Raw genomic sequence first — 14974 nt, 5'->3', positions numbered from 1 at the left:
TTCGTTTACAGCTACCAATCAGCGCTGGCGCTTGGGCAGCACATCCTTGAGCTTGGCGTGCATGCTGCGAAGGGCTTTCTCGGTGGTTTCCCAGTCGATGCAGGCGTCGGTAATGGAAACGCCGTACTTCAGCTGGTCGAGGTCTTTCGGGATCGACTGGCTGCCCCAGCCCAGGTGGCTTTCCACCATCAGGCCGACGATGGAGTTGTTGCCTTCCAGGATCTGGTTGGCAACGTTGTCCATGACCAGAGGCTGCAGGGCCGGGTCCTTGTTGGAGTTGGCGTGGCTGCAGTCGACCATTATGTTGGGGCGAATTCGGGCCTTGGTCAGTTCCTGTTCGCAGATGGCGACGCTGACCGAGTCGTAGTTCGGCTTGCCGTTGCCGCCGCGCAGAACTACGTGGCCATAGGCGTTGCCCTTGGTGGTGACGATGGAGACGCCACCTTCCTGGTTAATGCCGAGGAAACGGTGCGGGCTGGAAACCGATTGCAGAGCGTTGATCGCTACGGTCAGGCTTCCGTCGGTGCCATTCTTGAATCCGACCGCAGACGAAAGGCCGGAAGCCATTTCGCGGTGCGTCTGGGATTCAGTGGTACGGGCGCCGATAGCCGACCAGCTGATCAGGTCCTGCAGGTACTGCGGGGAGATCGGGTCCAGGGCCTCGGTGGCGGTGGGCAGGCCTTTTTCGGCCAGGTCTCGCAGCAGTTGGCGGCCGATATGCAGGCCGTCCTGGATCTTGAAGGAGTCGTCGAGGTAGGGGTCGTTGATCAGACCTTTCCAGCCGACGGTGGTGCGCGGCTTCTCGAAGTACACGCGCATCACCAGGAAGAGGGTATCGGACACTTCGGCGGCCAGGACCTTGAGGCGGTCGGCATACTCGTGAGCGGCCTTGATGTCGTGGATGGAGCAGGGGCCCACGACCACGAACAGGCGATGGTCCTTGCCATCGAGGATATTGCGGACCACCTGGCGGCCGTTGGCGACGGTATCCAGGGCTCCATCGGTCAGGGGAATTTCGCGCTTCAACTGCTCCGGCGTGATCAGGGTCTCGTTGGAGGCAACGTTAAGGTCGTCGATCTGTAAATCAGCCATCGTGCTTTTCATCGTTCAGGGTCGTCAGGTCACGGGTGCCGGCCGCCAGCGATCCCCGTTTGGCGGAGAGCACAGCAGTAAAAACGCGGCGGGGACGGGAACCTTAACGCTTTCCACGTAACCTCGACAATGGCGAATGCATGCGCCGAACGTGGAATTGGCACGAATTCAGACGGGGGCGAAGTCGGCTGCGTGCAGGGCGATCCATTCCTGCGCCACCGCTTCTGGTGCCAGGGCATGGCCAACCGTTTCCTCGCGCTGCCTGCGGTACTGTTCTATCAGGCAGATCTGCTCGACCATCCGTGCGCGGAACATGTTCTCTTCATCGGTGAACGCGATGCCGATCATGTAGTCATCGACCTGCTTGCGGCACCAGACAACGGTTCCGGAAAAGCGTGCCTGGTCGCCCAGCAACGGGATGCACAGTTCGATAGAGGTGCCGCGCCGGAACGCCCGTACGGAGTTGCATGCCACCCCACCCAGGCTGATATCGTGCAGCCGCTGCAGGGGCATGTGCCTGCCCTTGCGTGGAACCAGCTCCACGGGCATTTCCGTGGGGTGACGCAGGAATTGACGCATGACCGCGAACTCCAGAAGCCTCGAACCCGGCATCGCACCAGAAACTATAGTGCCCGAGGTGGAATTGACCGACTTCGATGCCGATCACTCTCTGCTCGATCTCCCCGGCATTTCACTGGTCATTTTCACCAGTGTCGGCTGCGCCAGTTGTCGCTGGGCTCGCGAGCATCTGCCGGGAACCGGGCTGCCGGTGGACCGATTGTGCTGGATCGATGCCGGCAATAATGGTGGGCTGGTCGAGCGCTATGAGGTATTCCACCTGCCTGCGTTGTTCGTGGTTCGAAATGGCAACTTCCATGGCGCGCTGCACTCCAGCCTGCGGCGCGACGATCTGACAAAAGCCCTGGAGCGGGTATTGGCCCGGCCGGCAGAGGAGCTTCCTTAAATGAGTACAAGCAAACCGCGTATCGGCATTATCGGTACCGGCGCCATCGGCGGCTTTTATGGTGTGATGCTGGCCCGTGCCGGCTTTGATGTGCACTTCCTGCTGCGCAGCGAATACGACGCCGTCGTCGCACGTGGTCTGCAACTGAACAGCGCGGTGCATGGCGCTCAGGCGCTGTTCCCTGCCCAGGCTTACCGTGATGCGGCTGAAATGCCCGCCTGCGACTGGTTGCTGGTAGGCGCCAAGACCACCAGCAATGCCGCGCTGTCGCCGATCATCGCCCAGGTTGCCGCGCCGGGCGCGAAGGTGGTGCTGCTGCAGAACGGCCTGGCGGTGGAGGACGAACTGCGTCGTCTGCTGCCAAGCTCGCTGCATTTGCTTGGCGGCCTCTGCTACATCTGCGTCCACCGCTCGGCACCAGGGGTGATCGAGCACCAGTCTCTGGGGGCGGTGAACCTCGGCTATCACTCTGGCCCGGCGGTCGACGAAGCGGAGCGCCAGGCGCTGACGGAGGAGGGCTCCGGCCTGTTCAAGGCTGCCGGAATCGACTCGGCGGCAGTCGCCAACCTGGACCAGGCGCGTTGGCAAAAGCTGGTCTGGAACGTGCCCTACAACGGTTTGTCGGTACTGCTGGATGCTGGCACCACGGCGCTCATGAGCAACACCGATACGCGTGAACTGATCCAGGCGATCATGCAGGAAGTGGTGGATGCGGCTACTGCCATCGGGCATCGCATCCCGGACAACTTCGCCGCCAAGCTGCTGGCTTCAACCGATCGCATGCCCGACTACTTGCCCAGCATGTACCACGACTTCGTGCAGAAACGCCCGCTTGAACTCGGCGCCATATATGAAGCTCCTCTTGCTGCGGCTGCTGCAGTCGGGTTCGAGATGCCGCGTATCCGTGCGCTCTATCAGGCGCTACGCTTCATCGATGCACGCAATCAGGGTTGAGAGGACGGACCTTCATGGGCAAGGGGCTGGGTGACAAGCTGGTACTGGCGATCTCTTCGCGGGCACTGTTCGACCTGGACGAAAGCCACCGGGTCTACGAGGCAGAAGGCATAGAAGCCTACCGCCAGTACCAGATCGACCATGAAGACGAAGTGCTGGCTCCTGGCGATGCCTATCCGCTGGTGGAGAAACTGCTTGGCCTGAACGAACAGTTGGGCCAGCAGCGGGTCGAGGTCATCCTGGTGTCGCGCAACAGCGCCGACACCGGGCTGAGGGCCTTCAACTCCATCCAGCACTACGGTCTTGGCATCTCCCGCGCTGCCTTTGTCGGCGGGCGCAGTCCCGAGCCGTATCTGCGCGCCTTCGGTTGCCACCTGTTCCTGTCCACCCATGCCGAAGATGTGCGTCGCGCCCTGCAGACGGGCTACGCCGCCGCCACCATTCTCTCTGGCGGTCCGCGCCGCGCCGCGAGCAATGAGCTGCGCATCGCCTTCGATGGAGATGCGGTGCTGTTTTCCGACCATTCCGAGCGTATCTACCAGAGTGGCGGCCTCGAAGCCTTCCAGGCCCACGAGCGCGATTCGGCGCGCGAACCTCTGGATGGAGGGCCCTTCAAGCCTTTCCTTTCGACGCTGAACCGGTTGCAGCAGGAGTTCCCGCCGGAAGCCTGTCCGATTCGCACGGCGTTGGTAACCGCGCGCTCCGCGCCGGCGCATGAGCGGGTCATCCGCACCCTGCGCGACTGGGACATTCGTCTGGATGAATCCTTCTTCCTCGGCGGGTTGGAAAAGGCCGCCATCCTCGAAACCTTTGGCGCAGATGTGTTCTTCGACGACCAGGCCGGACACTGCGAAAAGGCCCGCGATGTAGTGGCTACCGGGCATGTTCCCCACGGTGTCAGCAACGAACCGCAGTTCTGATCGGATTCCTTACGAGAGTTGCCAGCAGGCTCCGCAATCGGCCTGGAAAGCCATTTGTGGCTAGCACGCTTCAGCGCGGTCCAATGGTCTTTGTGCCGCGCCGGCCGGTCGCTCGACGACTTTTCCTACAGAACCTAAGCTCTGGTGAGGCCAGCCAAGCATGGCAGTAGGAGGCCTCATGATTCGCTCCATTCTCTATGCCACGGACCTCGGTCTCTATGCCCCATATGTTCTGCAGCACGCCTTGTCTCTCGCTCGCGCCTACAACGCCCAATTGTATGTAGTTCATGCGGTGGAGCCCCTTGGGCTGTTCGCCGAATCGGTTCTGCAGACCTACCTTGACGACGCCACCCTCAAGGAGCTGCGGGCCAAGGGGCTGGGCACCGTGATGTCGAGTATCGAGCAGCGGGTGCTGGAGGGGTTTCGCGATGAAATGGGCGAGGCGGTCCAGGACCTGGACATGATCCGCGCGGTGCGGGTGGTTCAGGGGGATCCGCCGCTGGTCATACTCGAAGAAGTGCAGAAGCTCTCGGTGGACCTGCTCGTAGTAGGTAGCCACAGCCACGGGACTTCGCTGGATACACCGCTGGGCCGTACCGCTGCCAGATTGGTGCAACTTTCAGAGGTGCCGGTGTATCTGGTGCCAATGCTCCAGCATCGCGGGCGCAACGACTTCTGATCACCGCTGGTCGCGGGTTGTGCAAAGCGCAAAAAAACGTCTAGTTTTATTCAGCAAACCATTAATATGGTTATAAACGCCGCCGACATCCTGCGGCGTAATCGCTTTGAGGATTGCCTATGAAGCTCCAGCAATTGCGCTACATCTGGGAAGTAGCGCACCACGACCTTAACGTGTCCGCTACTGCCCAAAGCCTCTACACCTCGCAGCCGGGCATCAGCAAGCAGATCCGTCTGCTGGAAGACGAGCTGGGCGTCGAGGTTTTCGCGCGAAGCGGCAAGCACCTCACTCGAGTCACTCCGGCCGGTGAGCGCATCATCACCACCGCCGGCGAAATCCTGCGCAAGGTCGAGAGCATCAAGCAGATTGCCCAGGAGTTCTCCAACGAGAAGAAAGGCACCTTGTCCATTGCCACCACCCATACCCAGGCGCGCTATGCACTGCCGCCGGTGATCGGTGGATTCATCAAGCAGTACCCCGACGTTGCCCTGCACATGCACCAGGGGACGCCCATGCAGATCGCAGAGATGGCTGCCGATGGCACTGTCGATTTCGCCATCGCCACCGAAGCCCTGGAGTTCTTCGGTGACCTGGTGATGATGCCGTGCTACCGCTGGAACCGCTGCGTCATCGTTCCCCAAGGCCACCCGCTGGCCAAGCTGCCCAAGCTGACCCTCGAAGCACTTGCTGAACATCCCATCGTGACCTACGTGTTCGGCTTTACCGGCCGCTCCAAGCTGGATGAAGCGTTCAGCCATCGTGGCCTGACCCCCAAGGTCGTGTTCACCGCTGCCGACGCTGACGTGATCAAGACTTATGTACGCCTGGGGCTGGGCGTGGGCATCGTCGCGAAAATGGCGGTGGATCCCAAGCTCGATAGCGACCTGGTGGTGCTGGACGCCAGTGAACTGTTCGAAGCGAGCGTGACCAAGATCGGATTCCGTCGCGGCACCTTCCTGCGCGGCTTCATGTGTGACTTCATCGAGAAGTTCGCCCCGCACCTGACCCGCGATGTCCAGGCCAGGGCCGTGCAGTGTCATAACAAGGCGGAGCTGGACGAGCTGTTCCACGACGTGGAGCTGCCGACCTACTAAGGGTCAGGGCAAGGAAAAAGCCCGGCTATTGCCGGGCTTTTTTCTGGGCGGTACACAGGAGTTACGACGCTGGATGCTGTTGGGTTTCTCTTTGCTCTACCGCAACCCACCTGCACGCCAAGAGGGCTGTAGGTTGGGCTGAGCTCCGCGAAGCCAAACACCCTGCTGGGCTACGAGGATGGGTTGGAGGAGGGCTGCAACACATCGCGCAGAAAGGCGAGGAATACGGTGTAGACCTGCTCCCGGCCATCGTCGTGGCGCACCACGAAGAACGGTGCAGTGTCCACGCCGTAATGCTGCGCTGCCATCCAGCCGGCACTACCCGGGTTGCGCTCGTCGGCCACCAGGATGCGGTCTATCCGCTCCAGATGGCCCCCGCGTTCCAGGTGCTCCATCACATCCCGGCATTTGCGGCAGTCCTGGCCATCGGCGAGGACTTTCTTCACCAGGGTGATGCGCATGGCTCAGGCCTTGCTGATCAGGTTGCCGGCATGCAGGCCGCATTCCTTCTGGGTGGCTTCCTCCCACCACCAGCGCCCTTCGCGCTCGTGCTGGTTCGGCAGTACCGGGCGGGTGCAGGGCTCGCAGCCGATGCTGATGAAACCGCGCTCGTGCAGTGGGTTGTAGGGAATCTCCAGCATTCGGATGTAGGCCCAGACTTCTTCGCTGCTCATCTGCGCCAGCGGGTTGAACTTGTACAGCGGCTTTTCCGGGGTTGAGAAGGCGCCGTCCACTTCCAGTACGGCCACCTGGGAACGGGTGCCCGGGCTCTGATCGCGACGCTGGCCGGTGGCCCAGGCTGTCACGGTGGAGAGCTTGCGGCGCAGCGGTTCGATCTTGCGGATGCCGCAGCATTCGCCATGACCGTCCTTGAAGAAGCTGAACAAGCCCTTTTCCTTGACGAAGGGTTCCAGCAGGCGCGGGTCCGGCGATAGCACCTCGATGGCGATGCCATAGTGTTCGCGCACCTGCTCGATGAAGCGGTAGGTTTCCGGATGCAGACGGCCGGTATCCAGGCTGAATACCTTGACGTTCTTGTTCAGCTTCCAGGCCATGTCCACGAGGACCACGTCCTCGGCGCCGCTGAAGGAAATCCACAGGTCGTCGCCGAAATGCTCGAAGGCGAGCTTGAGGATGTCCTGGGGGGACTTGCTGGCGTAAGCCGTCGCCAGTGCGACGACGTCGAAGGGGTGGCTCATCAGGCAGGCTTCCTTTTAGGGGTGGCGCTGGGCGCGCTCTATGGCGGGCATCTTAACAAAGGGGAGTTATGCTCCTAAATAACCATCAGGAAGTACCACTGCTGCGTTTGGATATAAGGGCTGCGTTGCACGGTATCTGTCGAGTCGCTAGAGTGCCGCCTCCAATCAAAAAGCCATGCGGGGAAATTGCTCGTGGAAATCGCCTGTCTCGACCTTGAAGGTGTACTGGTTCCGGAAATCTGGATCGCTTTCGCGGAAAAAACCGGAATCGAAGCGCTGAAGGCGACTACCCGGGACATTCCGGACTACGACGTGCTGATGAAGCAGCGCCTGCGCATCCTCGACGAGCACGGCCTGAAGCTCGCCGACATCCAGGAAGTGATCGCTACCCTGAAGCCGCTGGAAGGCGCCGTCGAGTTCGTCGACTGGCTGCGCGAGCGCTTCCAGGTCGTCATCCTCTCCGACACCTTCTACGAGTTCTCCCAGCCGCTGATGCGTCAACTGGGCTTCCCGACCCTGCTCTGCCATCGCCTGATCACCGACGAGACCGATCGTGTGGTGGATTACCAGCTGCGCCAGAAGGACCCCAAGCGCCAGTCCGTGCTGGCCTTCAAGAGCCTCTACTACCGTGTGATCGCGGCTGGCGACTCCTACAACGACACCACCATGCTCAGCGAAGCTCATGCCGGTATCCTGTTCCATGCGCCGGAAAATGTAATCCGCGAGTTCCCGCAGTTCCCGGCGGTGCACACCTACGAAGACCTCAAGCGCGAGTTCATCAAGGCCTCCAACCGTCAGTTGAGCCTCTGAATCCTGCCTATGAAAAAGCCCGCGAAAGCGGGCTTTTTCATTCCCTCGCCCTCTGGAATAGGGTTGGGGGGAGGGGCCGTCTGCTGGCACGGTGCCAATTCGGTTCGCGAATGAATTCTTCCCCCACAGGTTTTAATCTCCCAACCTCTCCAGCGTCTGCATCAACACCTTCACCTTGGTGATTGACTCACGGTATTCCTCCTGCCAGTCGGAGTCGGCAACGATGCCTCCGCCACCCCAGCAACTGGCCCGACCGTCTTTCACCAGCACGGTGCGGATGGCGATGGAACTGTCCAGTTCGCCGCGAACGTCCAAGTAAAGCAGGGACCCGCAATAGATCGAGCGGCGAGTGGGCTCCAGCTCGTCGATGATCTGCATGGCGCGAATCTTCGGGGCGCCGGTGATCGAGCCGCCGGGAAAACTGCCAGTGATCAGGTCCAGTGCATCCTTGTCTGCCGCCAGGCGGCCGGTGATGGCGCTGACCAGGTGATGGACGTTGGGGTAGCTCTCCAGGGCGAACAGCTCAGGCACCCGTACCGAACCTATGGCACAGCTGCGTCCGAGGTCATTACGCAGCAGGTCGACGATCATCAGGTTCTCCGCGCGGTCCTTGCGGCTGGCCAGTAGCTCCTCGGCCTGGATGCGGTCTTCCTCCGGTGTCTGGCCGCGCGGTCGGGTGCCCTTGATCGGGCGGGTTTCCACCATGCCCTGGCTGACCTTGATGAAACGCTCCGGCGACAGGCTGAGGATGGCGCCTCCATCGTTCAGCGCCTGGTAGCCGGCGAACGGCGTCGGGCAGGCCGCGCGCAATGCCTGGTAGGCGGACCAGGGATCGCCCTCACAGGGTGCCTGGAAGCGCTGGGTGAAATTCACCTGGTAACAGTCGCCGGCCTGGATATAGGCCTGCACCCGTTCGATGGCGTCGCGGTACTGGCCTTGGTCGAGGTTGGCCTGGAAGGGCGCGTGCAGGCGAAATGGGGCGGATGCCGATTCGGCAGGCTCGCTGAACAGTGCGATCAGGCGTGCGCGCTCGGCTTGCGCAAGGCTGGGGTGGAACACCAGTTGGCTGGTGCGCAGTTGATGATCGCTGACCAGCGCCCAGGCATAGAGGCCCAACTGGGCGTCGGGCAATTGCAGGTCATCGATGGCCGCTTCCGGCAGTTGCTCCACCCTGCGGCCGAAGTCATAGGCCAGGTAGCCGATCAGGCCGCCGACGAACGGCAGTTCGATTCCCGCAGGCAGGCTCGCCTCGCCGAGGCTGGCCAGAGCCTTCCGCAGGCGATGGGCGAAGTCGTTGGCCGATTCGCCCGGCGCTGCTGCAAATGCTGCCAATGGCCAGGCGCTGAATAGGTCATAGCGTCCACGCTCGGCGACCGGTCGGCCGGCGTCCAGCAACACGGCGCCGGGCGCCTGGCGGACTCGGGCGAAGCGTTCGCAGGGAGATTCCTGATAGGGAAGAGCGTGTAAATGACAGTCAGGCATGGGGGCGGCGCGGGCTGAATGCAGGAGCGGATTCTAGTCTGCCTGCAGTGTCGATCCTAGAGCCTTTTCTGACGTTTACGTAGGAAAAACATTCTGATACTTATGTACCAATCCCACGGAGATGTACCTCCGAACCACAACGATAACGACACAGGGATTCAGGCAGTGGACGCAGTTCTCAACCCCGCAGCCGGTAGCCGCCAGCGCTCCAAACTCGTGACACCTCAGGCATCTGCCGATTATCTGCCAAGACCCCAGGTTCAGGCGGCACTGGCCGCCCATCCTCATGCTCGCCTCCTGCTGTTCTCGGCACCTGCCGGGTTCGGCAAGACCACCGCCCTTGCGGCCCTGGCCGAGCAACGCCGCACCGCCGGTAGCGCAGTGGCCTGGTTCTCCCTGGAGGCCGAGGACGACGATCCCGCGCGATTCTTCCAGCAACTGATCAAGACCCTCGGCGAAGCCGTGCCCGGCGTTGGCGACTACGCCCGCGGCTACCTGCATAACACCATGCAGGTCCCGGTCAACGCCGTGCTCGAAAGCCTGCTGGTGGACCTCGCCCGCCACAATGGTCCGCTCCTGCTGGTGCTGGATGACCTGCACCTGTTGAAAGACCCCGAACTCTTTTCCGCACTTGGCCGCCTGGTGCGCCTGGCCCCTGCCAGCTTCTCCCTGGCCGTCGGCAGCCGCTCCCTGCCGCCGCTGAGTCTGGCCACCTTGCGGGCCAAGGGCTGGCTGCTGGAGATCGGTCTCGACGAGTTGCGCCTGTCCGTCGAGGAAACCCGCGACTACCTGGCCCGTACCGGCCTGCAACTGGATGATGCAGTACTGGCCGCGCTGCACAGCCATACCGAAGGGTGGGCGATTGGTGTCCAGCTGGCGAGCCTGTGGCTCCGCCACCAACCGCAAGCCACTGAGCAGATGGAGTGCCTGGGCAGTGACCAGGCCACGGTAGGTCAATACCTGCTGGCCAGCGTTTTCGAGCAGCTGTCTGCCGATCTGCAGGACGCCTTGCTGGCCCTCGGTGTCGCCAGCCAGCTCAGTGGTGACCTGGCCAACGCACTGACCGGGCGCCAGGATGGCCAGGCGTTGCTGGAACGGCTGGAAACCATGCAGCTGTTCCTGCTGCCGCTGGATCGTGAGCGGCAGTGGTACCGCTTCCACCACCTGTTCGCCGACTTCCTGCGCAGCCGTCTCAAGACCCGTGATCCGGAGCGCCTGAAGCAACTGCACTTCAACGCCAGTCTCTGGTTCACCAACCATCACATGCAGAACCTCGCCATCGAGCACGCGAGCCTAGCCGAAGACCCGGACATGCTCGCGGCGCTGGTGGATGGCTGCGGCCTGGAACTGATCAACCGCGGCCAGTTGAACAAGATCTACCGCTGGCGGCAGAAGGTGCCGGACGATATTGCCGCGCGTTACCCGACCCTGGTACTGGCGGATGTCTGGAACCGTGCGACCGAGATGGCACTGCCGGAAGCCATCCAGATGCTCGACGAGTTGCTGGCCCGCTGGGGCGGAACCCGCGCCGAGGCGCAGATCAGCGACAAGTACCTGGCGACCCTGGCGGTAAAGGCTGCCCTCGCCCTGCAGAAGGACGACCTCGAACTCTGCGTCACCATCGCCCGCCGGGTTGAGGCGCAACTCGGGCGCAACCAGGCCTTCCTCGAAGTGGCCATCCTGGTGATTGGCGCCATGGCCCTGGCGGTCCTCGCCCAGCCGGACCAGGCCCGCCGCCTGCTGTCCCTGGCCCAGCAGCGCAACCACTTCCTCGAAGGCCGCTACCTGGACATGCAGCTGGCCAACGTCGAGATCCTCCTGGCCCTGGAACAGGGCCAGGTGCGGCAGGCGCAGATGCTCTTCGATCAGATGCATGCGCAAGTCATGCCGCACCTGGGGCAAAAGTCCCGTGCGATGGCGCTGCCGGTCATAGTCGAATCCCTGATCGCCTACCAGCAGGGGCGCCTCGACGGCCTCGAGGAACGCCTCGGCAGCGCGCTGACCCATATCGACGTCATCCGGCCGATCGACATCTATGCCCAGGGCATGCTCTTCCTTGCGCGCATCCAGCGCATGCAGGACAAGCCCAAGGAAGCCCAGGCGACCCTGGTGCTGATGCAGAACCTGGCCGCACGCAACCAGTCCTGGCGCTTCTATGCGCGAGCGGTGGCCGAGGAAATCTCGCTGACGCTCCAGGAGCCTGGCACCGATCGCATCAAGCGGGCCGAACAGCGCTTCAAGGGCGTGGATTGGAACAAGCTGGCCAGCGGCGGTACCCAGCACGGCGCCAATTCGGCGCTCTGGGTACAGGGGCTGATCCGCGTGCGCCTGCAGCAAGCCCGTGGGCACTTCAGCGAAGCCCTGCACGAGATCACCCAATTGCGCGGCAAGCTCCAGCCCAACTGGCATGGCCTGCAACGGCTGCGCCTGGACCTGCTGGCCGCCCTCAGTTACCAGCGCCTGGGTTATCAGGAGCGCGCCCAGAGCCTATTGGTGCAGTGCCTGCTCTGTGCCGAGCGGGAGGGCGTGCGCAGCCTGTTCATAGAGGAGGGCGAGGCCATCCGCCAACTGCTCCAGCAACTGGAAGCGGCCGAACGCCACCCCGCGCTGCAAGGTTTCATCCGCGACCTGCTGGCGTCCTGGCCCGGCAACGACGCACGCAAATCCCTGGATGTGCTGGAAGAAGGACTCACCGACCGTGAGCGCGAGGTGGTCTGTCTGGCCGCCAAGGGCATGTCCAACGAGGAGATCGGACAGCAGCTGGCCTTGGCGCTGGGGACTGTCAAATGGCACCTGCACAACATCTACGAAAAGCTCAAGGTGCGTAACCGGACCCAAGCGATCCGGCGTGCCCGCGAGCTGGGGCTGCTCGAATCATGACCGACCTCTGCCTGTCACGCCCGCACCAGATTCCCCTCCTGCGCACCAAGCTGTTCCCGGCCGATGCCGGTGGCCGCCCGGTACTGCCGCGCCGAGCGTTGATCCAGCGCCTGCAGGGCGCCCGCAGCCGCCGCGTACTGGTGCTCAGTGCGCCGGCCGGATTCGGCAAGAGCACCGTGCTCAGCCTGTTCCGCCAGCACCTCCAGATCGATGGCGCACATGTCGCCTGGCTGTCCTGCGATGAGGCCGACAGCGAGCCGCAACGCCTGCTGCAGTACCTGGTCGCCGCGGTGGATGCCGCATTGCCCGGCTTTGGTGGCAATACCGTTGGCCTTCTGCAGGGTGATGTGAACTGGCCCATCGAGGCGGTGATCGACGCGTTCGTCGGCGATCTGAAACGCATCGAGGGCGACCTCTACCTGATGCTCGATGACTTCCACCGCATCCGCCACGTAGCCCTCGACCAGGGGGCGCGCTACCTGATCGAGAACCTGCCGGCCAATGTCCACCTGGTCAGCAGCACCCGCTTCACACCACGGCTGTTGTTCAGCGAGGCGGAATCGCTGTTGCTGAAAGCCGAAGACCTGCGCCTGACCCTCGAAGAAACCGAGGCCTACTTCCGCGAGGTGCGCCAGTTGACGCTGGCCAGCGATGAAGTGCGCCTGCTGCACACCCGCACCGAGGGCTGGATCACCGCGCTGCACCTGGCGAGCCTGGCGCTGGCCCGGCATCCCGATCGTGCTGCCTTCCTCGCCAGCCTCAGCGGCACCGAGCGCAACATCGCCGACTACCTGACCGAGGACGTGCTCGAAAGCCTGCCGCAACCCTTGCAGCAGTTCCTCGAACAGACCTCGGTGCTCGACGACTTCTGCGCCGACCTGTGCAATGCCCTGACCGGCCGCCGCGATGGGCTCGACATGCTGATGCGGCTGCAGCGCGAGCAGCTCTTCATCATTCCCCTGGACGAGCAGGGCGAGTGGTTCCGCTATCACCATCTGTTTGCCGAGTTCCTCCAGGGTCGCCTGGCGCGCCAGACGGATCCGGCAACCCTGCTGCATGCGGCGGCGCGCTGGTGCGAAGGCCACGACATGCCGGACCGCGCCATCAAGTACGCCCTGCGTGGCCGCGATTTCGCCTTCGCCGCCGCGATGCTGGAGCGCCAGGGCGCACGGCTGATCGCCGGCAACCGGGTCTACGGCATTCTTTCGATGCTCAAGGGCGTGCCCGCCGAGGTCATTCGCGAGCACCCGGTGTTCCAGATCTTCTATGCCTGGCAGTTGGCGTTCGAGCAGCGATTCGCGGAGTCCGAAGCGCTGATCGAGGAAGTCAGCACGCGACTGCTGCAAGGGCGCGGCAAGGTGATCCATTTCGGCCTTGGCGAACTGCTGGCGGCCTCCCAGGTGCTCAAGGCCCTGGTCATGCTCTATCAGGACAAGCTGGAAGCCTGCCTCAAGGTCGCCCGCCAGTGGCTCGCCATGGTGCCGGACAACCAGCCGGTGTTCCGTGCCAGCCTGGCCTGCGTCCAGGCGGCGGCCTATGCGCTGATGGGCGAATTCGGCGAAGCCGCGAAGGCCATCGCGATAGCCCGTGACAACCTGAAACTGGTGGACAGCGAATACCTGCATGTCATGACCAGCCTGATCGAGGCGCTGATCTGCAAGGAAAGCGGCGAACTGGAACGCGGCCGGGCCATCGCCGAAACCGCCCGAGCCCGTGTGGAACGGGTGTTCGGGCGACGCAGCCGGGTAGGTGGGCCGCTGGCCCTGGCCTACGCCGACCTCCTTTACGAACAGGACCGCCAGGCCGCAATCCTTGCCGAACTGCCCCTGGCGACTACCTGGCGAGATGTAGCGACTCCGGTGGAATTGATAAGCCGTGGTCAGTTGGTGATGGCGCGGGCGCGATTCTTTGCCGGTGAACCGGAGCAGGCGCTGGCCCAGCTCGACGAATGGTTGGCTGGCCTGCAGGGTGCGGGCTACGAGCGGGTCTTCGCCCATGGAATGGCCTGCAAGGTGCAGTTCCTGCTCTGGCTGCGGCGGCCCAACGAAGCCGAGCGCATCTGCCTGCAACTGCAGCAACACCTGGCCGTGCTGCCGCTGGCGCGTTACTCCGATGCGCACACGGTGCTGGCCCTGACCGAGGCACGCCTGGCACTCACCGAGCGCCGCCCCGAGCGTGCCCAATCGAGCCTGGAGAATTGCCTCGCGCGGCAACAGGACGAACACCAGCGCGATCGTCGCCTGCGGCTGTCGCTGTTACTTTCTGTGGCGTACTGGCGCAAAGGTAACAGCGAGAAGGCCTTCGTCCTGTTCCAGAACACCTTGGAAGAGGCCTGGAATCGTGGCTACCGCCGGTTGCTCCAGGATGATGCGCTCTGGCTGTTGCCGCTCTGGGATGCCTGGCGCGCCGCCGAACCCAAGCGTGCCGGCGCCTGGCAAGGTGTGGCCGAAAGCCTGCGCGAGCAATGCCGCCGGCTCTCCGTGGATCCGGAAACTTTCGATGAAAATCAAGATGTTAGCCATCGAGAGCGCGAAATCCTGCGGTATGTCGCGGCAGGTCTTTCCAACCGCGACATTGCCCAGGCGGTGCACCTGTCAGAGGCCACCATCAAATGGCATCTGCACAACCTGTTCGCCAAGCTCGGGGTGCGCAGCCGTACCCAGGCCGTGTTGAAGGGCAAGAGTCTGGGCCTCCTGAGCGAGGCCTGAGGTGAGGAACCCCACAGCCCCTCCATCCCTTGGATGGGCTGGCAGCGGGGGAGGGGCTAAGTAGTTTTGTTCCCAGGTCGAGAAGCATGGTGCTTCACGAACCCTCGCCGGATGCGATTAAGGAAGCAGCGTCCGGCCAGGAGATCGGCGTCAGCCGGTCCAACTGCCGATGACAGGAGTCGACGGCAGGCC

The 14974-nt window shown here is 63.1% G+C and carries 13 protein-coding genes; 8 read left to right on the top strand and 5 right to left on the bottom strand.

All coding sequences use genetic code 11. From position 1 onward, the window contains the following. Window positions 1-18: 18 nt before the first annotated feature. Together D6Z43_RS08175 and D6Z43_RS08170 are read right to left on the bottom strand one after the other, a co-directional pair. Window positions 19-1092 (bottom strand): 3-deoxy-7-phosphoheptulonate synthase, encoded by a 1074-nt coding sequence (locus D6Z43_RS08175; RefSeq protein ID WP_120651468.1) that lies wholly within the window; start codon window positions 1090-1092, stop codon window positions 19-21. 168 nt (window positions 1093-1260) lie between these two features. Beyond that, complete coding sequence (locus D6Z43_RS08170) at window positions 1261-1671, bottom strand: PilZ domain-containing protein (RefSeq protein WP_120651467.1); 411 nt, start codon at window positions 1669-1671, stop codon at window positions 1261-1263. On the opposite strand from D6Z43_RS08170, the gene D6Z43_RS08165 reads away from it, so the two are divergent. The 5 genes from D6Z43_RS08165 (at window position 1670) to cysB (ending at window position 5703) form a co-directional block, all read left to right on the top strand. Continuing rightward, window positions 1670-2056, top strand: a complete 387-nt coding sequence (locus D6Z43_RS08165) for a co-chaperone YbbN (protein ID WP_120651466.1) — start codon at window positions 1670-1672, stop codon at window positions 2054-2056. The two genes, D6Z43_RS08170 and D6Z43_RS08165, sit on opposite strands and share 2 nt — an antisense overlap. Continuing rightward, window positions 2057-3010: a putative 2-dehydropantoate 2-reductase gene (locus D6Z43_RS08160; protein WP_120651465.1), complete on the top strand. Its 954-nt coding sequence runs from the start codon at window positions 2057-2059 to the stop codon at window positions 3008-3010. A gap of 14 nt (window positions 3011-3024) precedes the next feature. Continuing rightward, window positions 3025-3930, top strand: a complete 906-nt coding sequence (locus D6Z43_RS08155; protein WP_120651464.1) for a 5'-nucleotidase — start codon at window positions 3025-3027, stop codon at window positions 3928-3930. 178 nt (window positions 3931-4108) lie between these two features. Further along, complete coding sequence (locus D6Z43_RS08150) at window positions 4109-4609, top strand: universal stress protein (RefSeq protein WP_120651463.1); 501 nt, start codon at window positions 4109-4111, stop codon at window positions 4607-4609. Between the two features lie 119 nt (window positions 4610-4728). Continuing rightward, entirely contained in the window at window positions 4729-5703 is a 975-nt protein-coding gene (cysB, locus tag D6Z43_RS08145; RefSeq protein ID WP_120651462.1) for an HTH-type transcriptional regulator CysB, read from the top strand. Between the two features lie 170 nt (window positions 5704-5873). On the opposite strand, the gene D6Z43_RS08140 is transcribed toward cysB, so the two are convergent. Beyond that, window positions 5874-6164 carry a hypothetical protein gene (locus tag D6Z43_RS08140; RefSeq protein WP_120651461.1) on the bottom strand — a complete coding sequence of 97 codons (291 nt, stop codon included), beginning with the start codon at window positions 6162-6164 and terminating at the stop codon, window positions 5874-5876. Window positions 6165-6167: 3 nt separating this feature from the next. Then, window positions 6168-6902, bottom strand: a complete 735-nt coding sequence (locus D6Z43_RS08135; RefSeq protein ID WP_120651460.1) for a phosphoadenylyl-sulfate reductase — start codon at window positions 6900-6902, stop codon at window positions 6168-6170. A gap of 192 nt (window positions 6903-7094) precedes the next feature. Between D6Z43_RS08135 and thrH the strand changes: the two genes are divergently transcribed. Further along, window positions 7095-7712: a bifunctional phosphoserine phosphatase/homoserine phosphotransferase ThrH gene (thrH, locus tag D6Z43_RS08130; RefSeq protein ID WP_120651459.1), complete on the top strand. Its 618-nt coding sequence runs from the start codon at window positions 7095-7097 to the stop codon at window positions 7710-7712. Between the two features lie 132 nt (window positions 7713-7844). Here the strand turns inward: thrH and pabB are convergent, their stop codons facing one another. Further along, a complete protein-coding gene (gene pabB, locus D6Z43_RS08125; RefSeq protein ID WP_120651458.1) occupies window positions 7845-9194 on the bottom strand; it encodes an aminodeoxychorismate synthase component I in 1350 nt (449 codons plus the stop codon). A gap of 165 nt (window positions 9195-9359) precedes the next feature. Here pabB and D6Z43_RS08120 point away from each other — a divergent pair, with 165 nt between their 5' ends. Together D6Z43_RS08120 and D6Z43_RS08115 are read left to right on the top strand one after the other, a co-directional pair. Continuing rightward, on the top strand, window positions 9360-12074 hold the full coding sequence (locus D6Z43_RS08120) for a LuxR C-terminal-related transcriptional regulator (RefSeq protein WP_256660971.1): 2715 nt from the start codon (window positions 9360-9362) through the stop codon (window positions 12072-12074). Then, window positions 12071-14782, top strand: coding sequence for a LuxR C-terminal-related transcriptional regulator (locus D6Z43_RS08115; protein ID WP_120651456.1), 2712 nt, complete (start codon window positions 12071-12073; stop codon window positions 14780-14782). Before D6Z43_RS08120 ends, D6Z43_RS08115 begins: the two co-directional genes overlap by 4 nt. Window positions 14783-14974: the final 192 nt, after the last annotated feature.

This window comes from Pseudomonas sp. DY-1 (assembly GCF_003626975.1).
Taxonomy (GTDB): domain Bacteria; phylum Pseudomonadota; class Gammaproteobacteria; order Pseudomonadales; family Pseudomonadaceae; genus Metapseudomonas.
The sequence above is the reverse complement of the archived record's forward strand: the minus strand, read 5'-3'. Positions and strand labels throughout refer to the sequence as shown.

Bases quoted from the DNA above. Each gene is read 5' to 3' on its own strand.
- pabB (WP_120651458.1), bottom strand. From the start codon at position 9,194: ATGCCTGACTGTCATTTACACGCTCTTCCCTATCAGGAATCTCCCTGC.
- D6Z43_RS08150 (WP_120651463.1), top strand. From the start codon at position 4,109: ATGATTCGCTCCATTCTCTATGCCACGGACCTCGGTCTCTATGCCCCA.
- D6Z43_RS08160 (WP_120651465.1), top strand. From the start codon at position 2,057: ATGAGTACAAGCAAACCGCGTATCGGCATTATCGGTACCGGCGCCATC.
- D6Z43_RS08155 (WP_120651464.1), top strand. From the start codon at position 3,025: ATGGGCAAGGGGCTGGGTGACAAGCTGGTACTGGCGATCTCTTCGCGG.
- D6Z43_RS08170 (WP_120651467.1), bottom strand. From the start codon at position 1,671: ATGCGTCAATTCCTGCGTCACCCCACGGAAATGCCCGTGGAGCTGGTT.
- D6Z43_RS08165 (WP_120651466.1), top strand. From the start codon at position 1,670: ATGACCGCGAACTCCAGAAGCCTCGAACCCGGCATCGCACCAGAAACT.
- cysB (WP_120651462.1), top strand. From the start codon at position 4,729: ATGAAGCTCCAGCAATTGCGCTACATCTGGGAAGTAGCGCACCACGAC.
- D6Z43_RS08115 (WP_120651456.1), top strand. From the start codon at position 12,071: ATGACCGACCTCTGCCTGTCACGCCCGCACCAGATTCCCCTCCTGCGC.
- D6Z43_RS08140 (WP_120651461.1), bottom strand. From the start codon at position 6,164: ATGCGCATCACCCTGGTGAAGAAAGTCCTCGCCGATGGCCAGGACTGC.
- D6Z43_RS08175 (WP_120651468.1), bottom strand. From the start codon at position 1,092: ATGGCTGATTTACAGATCGACGACCTTAACGTTGCCTCCAACGAGACC.
- D6Z43_RS08135 (WP_120651460.1), bottom strand. From the start codon at position 6,902: ATGAGCCACCCCTTCGACGTCGTCGCACTGGCGACGGCTTACGCCAGC.